Annotated in this window: 3 protein-coding genes and 1 pseudogene; 1 reads left to right on the top strand and 3 read right to left on the bottom strand. The window is 58.0% G+C overall.

Annotated features, from left to right (window positions below; all coding sequences use genetic code 11):
- Positions 1–353: pseudogene (locus tag HY836_RS07610) on the bottom strand (phage baseplate assembly protein V); the annotation flags it as partial.
- Positions 354–584: 231 nt separating this feature from the next.
- Between HY836_RS07610 and HY836_RS07605 the strand changes: the two are divergent.
- Positions 585–1571 carry an SUMF1/EgtB/PvdO family nonheme iron enzyme gene (locus HY836_RS07605; protein ID WP_290675138.1) on the top strand — a complete coding sequence of 329 codons (987 nt, stop codon included), beginning with the start codon at positions 585–587 and terminating at the stop codon, positions 1569–1571.
- Positions 1572–1586: 15 nt separating this feature from the next.
- Here the strand turns inward: HY836_RS07605 and HY836_RS07600 are convergent, their stop codons facing one another.
- Both HY836_RS07600 and HY836_RS07595 read right to left on the bottom strand, forming a co-directional pair.
- On the bottom strand, positions 1587–4418 hold the full coding sequence (locus tag HY836_RS07600) for a hypothetical protein (protein WP_290675137.1): 2832 nt from the start codon (positions 4416–4418) through the stop codon (positions 1587–1589).
- A 28-nt stretch (positions 4419–4446) separates the two neighbouring features.
- Positions 4447–4993: DUF2345 domain-containing protein (locus HY836_RS07595; RefSeq protein ID WP_290675136.1), on the bottom strand; the 547-nt coding region annotated here is incomplete at its 5' end.

Below are 4993 nucleotides of genomic sequence, written 5' to 3'. Positions count from 1 at the left end.
CCACGGGGCGGTCGATGTCCCCCTCCACGAAGGCGATGACCACTTCCTGGCCCAGGCGAGGTGTGAACACGCCACCCCAGTTGGCGCCGGCCCAATCTTGCGCCACACGCACCCAGGTGCCGGAAGCATCCGACGCGGGGGGCGTTGCATCCTGCTGTGTGATCCAGCCTGTGGCTGCTGCCTGCGCCGCGTTGCCAGTGGAACTGCACCTTGATGCGATCGTCGCGGTCCGTGTGGATGGGGCCGTCCAGGCCCACGACCAGCGCGGTTTGCGTGCCCCACACGGTGGGTTTGGGGTGGAGCAGGGCGCCCTTGTCGTCCGTCAGCGCAGGGCGTACGGGAATGGCAGCGCGCTGGGCTTCGAAGCGGGCTTCATACAGCGGCTCGGCGCTGGCATTGCCGGCCGCACCCAGGCCTTGGCCTGGTGCGTGCTCGCCGCCCAGGGGGGCGCACTGCAAGCGTTGCATCAAAGGAAACTACAAGTGGTGACATATTCGATTCGCCCGCGCTAGGCTCTTTTGTGTCGCATCGCCTTTACCATTCTGAGACGCCAGCCGTGATGGGCCAGGCTTGACACGCAGAGGATGAAGATGCTCAAAAAAGCAAGAATAAAGATTCAGGGGGTGGCGCTGCTGTGTGCGGTGGTTTCATCGGCGTGCCAGTCCAAGAATGACAGCGAGCCAGTTCAACGTACGCCCGATGCCAAATTGATCGGCGCTGCCATGGCGCCCCAGGCCTATCTCGATCGAATGCGAGGGAACTTGAAGTTCGTGGAGGGTGGTAGCTTCCAGATGGGCGATTTCGGGCCTGTGCATGCACCGGAGAAATTGCCATATAGCAGTGACGCGGACAACAAGCCGATGCACAAGGTGACGTTGGATAGCTTCTCGATGAGCGCCTACAAAATCACCTACGAAGATCACGATGTGTATGCCGAGACGGCTGGTGTGCCGAAGGTGGGGATGGATGACTTTACAAAAAAGCGACGCCATCCAAGAGTTGCTGCCAGCTTGACTTGGCAGCAAGCGCGTGACTATTGCCAATGGTTGGGCCAGCAATTGAACTTGCCCATGGATATACCGACTGAAGCACAGTGGGAATATTCTGCGCGCAACCGGGGGCAGTTCTGGGTGGTAGCAACGGACAACGGCCGGTTGGAGTTGGGCCGCAATGCTCGGAGCTTCGATGAGCGCTCTTCGTATGCGCGTCAATTTGGTTTGACGAGGCTGGAGCCCTCCCTGCCGCTCGGTAGTCTCCCTTCGAATCCTTTGGGCCTGTACGACATGATGACAGAGGGGCAAGAGTGGGTTCTAGATTGGTATGCGGCTGATTACTATGCCAAGTCACCCGAGAAGAATCCTCTCGGGCCGGCAACGGGCACACACAAAGTCTTGCGCAGTTCTCGGGGTGGGAGCGGCGAGAATCTGATCATGGGTGATGGCCTGAGCATTACGCGCCGCAATCGGATGCCCAACCCTGCCCAAGAACCTTATCTGACAAAATTTCCAAATCCCGCAGATGGCACCACCAGCCGATGCGTAGTCAATCGGCCCATGCCCGTTGACCATTAACAGTTGGCTGATGCGTCAGACGAGGCTGCTGCCGGGATCACCTGCATATGCCTCGCCGATCCCGACGGTCTGAACCCCTGCAAAATCGGGGTGTTCGCGACCGTCGTTGGGCAGAATAATGTCCAGATGTGACGAATCGAGTCGCGCCACGGTGTAGCCCTTCGGGAAGTCGTTGCGCACCTTGTTGCGCATTTTGAGGTAGGCATCAAGGTGCTTGTTGCCGCTCTCCTTGACCTCCTTGCGCTGATTCATTGCTTGCATCAGCGAGGGCAGGTCCTGCACCAATGAATAGCCATTGTTGAGGAAGCGGATCACATCGCCTTCGTTCTTTCCCGCGGGGCGACTTGACTTGTCTCCGTCCGCTGTCATGTGCTCCATCACGTTCTCCCACGTCCGGGCCGTGGTGGCTGTGGCCATGATGTTGATGATGGCCTCCTTGTGTGTCTCCATGAAGTGGACTTGCGCATCGACACCATCAAAGCTGACGCTTGGCACATCCCGCATGTGGCTTGTCAGGTCGTGCCGGGTGATTTGATAGAGCAGCATGCCACGTGTTTCAGGTGGGGCATGAACCAGCCATTGAGGCTTGCGGTTGACGTTTTGGACCAATTGATTGCGTGTTTTGGCTTGGTCAATTTGGGCGAGCCAGAATTGGAAGCCTTGGTCGACTGTGGCGCAGGTCGCTTCAATTTGGCGATATGCCTCGGTCTGCCTTGCCTGCGCAGCAGTTTTGCCATCCAGCACCGAGATGCCCTCCTGGATCAACAGCAGCAGCAACTGCGATAAGGCCATAAAGGCTTCCCGCGTGATGTACACAAGCTGGCGGACGCCCGAGTTCAGCAACTGGTAGTGCACCCACTTCACGAACTGGAACAGCTTTTCTGCATTGACGGTGAACTCCAGCGCGCCTTTGGCCCCCACACCCAGGCATAGCCCCGCCGCCAGTCGCACGCGGAACTTGCCGCCAGCCAGGAAGACGTACACCTTGCCATTGAACCCGCCTCCTGCCGTCGCGGCGACGGAAGCCGACACTTCCGCAAAGCTCACGAATTCCTTTTCCGTAGGGGGCTGCCATTGCAATTGCCCCCCAGGGGTGATGCCGCCTTCCACACCCGCAAAGGCATCAATTTCAGCTTTGACCCCATTGAGGTCGTCGGGCATTTTTTCATAAGCACTGACTGGGTCGAACACGGGCAGGCGCCGCTTGGCGTCCACCTGCCCCGCCAGGGGCTTGGTATGGGGATCCTTATTGATGCCCACCACAACTTGCTTGAGCCCCTGCAGTGACACTCCCGCCGTGCCCGACGCAATCACCTTGGCGCCCGCAAAGCCATACAACTCGCAACTCACCACTGCCCGGATGGCCCCGAGCTCGTCATCGCCCAGCTTCATCATCCAGCCTTTTAGCGACGGAAATGCGTATTTCGCGGCGGCCTTGCCTTCACACAGCACCACCTTCGCCTGCAAGTTGCCTTGGATCTCCGCCTTTTTTGCTTTCCAGTCCAGGGTGGTACTGGCGCCCGCTCCCGCTACCAGTCGTAGCCATTGCGCATGGGCTTCCACCTCATAGGTTTCGCTTTTGACAATGGTGTCACTGAACTGCGTGGCGGCTTCATCCAGCAACGTCAACACCACTGGGTCAGGTTTGGCCAAGTTTTGCTTTGACTTCAGCTCTGTCTTGACTTGCTGGAAGGCATCCTTGAGTGCCTTCACATCCAGCGTTTTGGGTGAGACGCTGGCGCCGCCAGTGGCCGAGCCTTGGCTGAACTTGATGTTGAGTTTGTACTCGTTCTTGTTAATTCGGCCATTTTTCAGAGCAAGGTATCGGTCGTTGCTCAAATAACGCCGCCGCATGCCCATCTGCTTGCCACCTTGAGCATTCACTCCTTTGGCAGTGCTTTCGAACGTCACCACTTCTTTGAGGTCCGTCTGCTTGCTGAAGTTCTTGTTGAGCTCACTCTTGATCTTGTCTTCGCTGATCTTGAGGGCTTTTTCTGCTGCTTCGATCTCCTTGGCATTGCCGGACTCCAATGCCCGGCTGAGATCAAGCTTGGCCCGGTGGCCGTTGGCCATGATCTGCTCAAGCAGACCACTGACCTGCTCGAACTCGTCGAATGCGCTTTGTGGCACGGCGATGAGTTCATCATCGGCAGGGGAGATCAAGATGGGAAGGCTGACCTTACCAGCCAGACGAGCCAGCGCATCGTCCTTTTGCGGGACGGTGTGTGCGGATACCGTCTTGAAGGGCATGTCATAGCGCACGATGTGTTGCCCTTTGATCAGGGGCTGCAGTCGCTTGGATGCCACCTTGACAGGTGTCCCGGGCATTTCGAACTTGAACACCAGTGGTGCAGCGCAGAAGATGATGCCTGTCCGACCTTGTGCATCTGTGACGCCGGTGATCGGGGCGTTGCGATCGAGGTCTCGCGCTACTGCTTCCTTGCCATTGGCGTCGGTCAAGTAGGCCGTGAACTTGGCCCCCTTGATGGGCTTGTTGCCTTGCTGAGTATGGAAGTACACCATCAAATAGGGCTTGATGCGGACCGACTCGGTGGTGGATGTGCTGTCTTTCGAAGCGCCGATCTTCAACGTTGGTCGCGATGAGGCGCCGATGTCGCCATCCAAATCAGGTGCTTCGTAGGTGCCGGTATTGGCGTTCAAGATTTCAAGGGTGCATGAAGCCGAAGCGTGAACGGATTCAACAGGCTTGGTTTCCCCGTTGGCATCGGTGATGCCATGTGAGAAGAAGCGCCCACTTTCTTGGTTGACCAGGCGGTATTGCACGCCGACACATGGATATTTGACGTGCTCGTGCACGTAGTAAAGCCTGAATTTGCCGATTGCCACGGATCGGGCCTCCTGTTTGTTTTGATTTTTAGAGCAGGCGGAAGCCTTGATGTTCAGCGTCTTCGATGTAGATCTGAACTTGTTCCCGGCGAGATGCGGTGATCAGTTTTGTTTTGCCAGCTGCGTCCGTTTTGCCCGATTGGATGCTGCCATCCGCCATGACCATCACATAGGGGCGATTCGCGAGAGGTTTGCCTTGCAGATCGACGGCCTGGTATTGCAAATGGTGCGCAGTGTCGACCTCGGCGGGCTTGCCCAAAGCCGGAGAAGAGGGCGACGCACTCCCACCCCCCGTCAACTCCTTCATCGAAGCCAGGAACGACGCATTCCCGCTGGTGCCGACCTCGATGTTGCCGCCCTCGATCTTGATATAGCCCCCACCCCCATTGAGCAGCATCTTCTCGGGCGCGCTGATGGTGATGCTTGCCGCCGTAGATTGAATGTCCACTGCCTGCGATGCCGTCAAGGTAAAGGCATCGCTTTGCGCCTGCACGTTCACATTGCCGCTGGCGGCATGCAGCTTCATGCCCACGTCCTGCACGGCGCGTTGGCCGTCTTTGGCTTCGCCGCGTGTG

This window comes from Aquabacterium sp. (assembly GCF_016234775.1).
Lineage (GTDB): Bacteria > Pseudomonadota > Gammaproteobacteria > Burkholderiales > Burkholderiaceae_C > Aquabacterium.
Note: the sequence above shows the minus strand (reverse complement) of the source record. Positions and strands in the feature narration are given on the sequence as shown.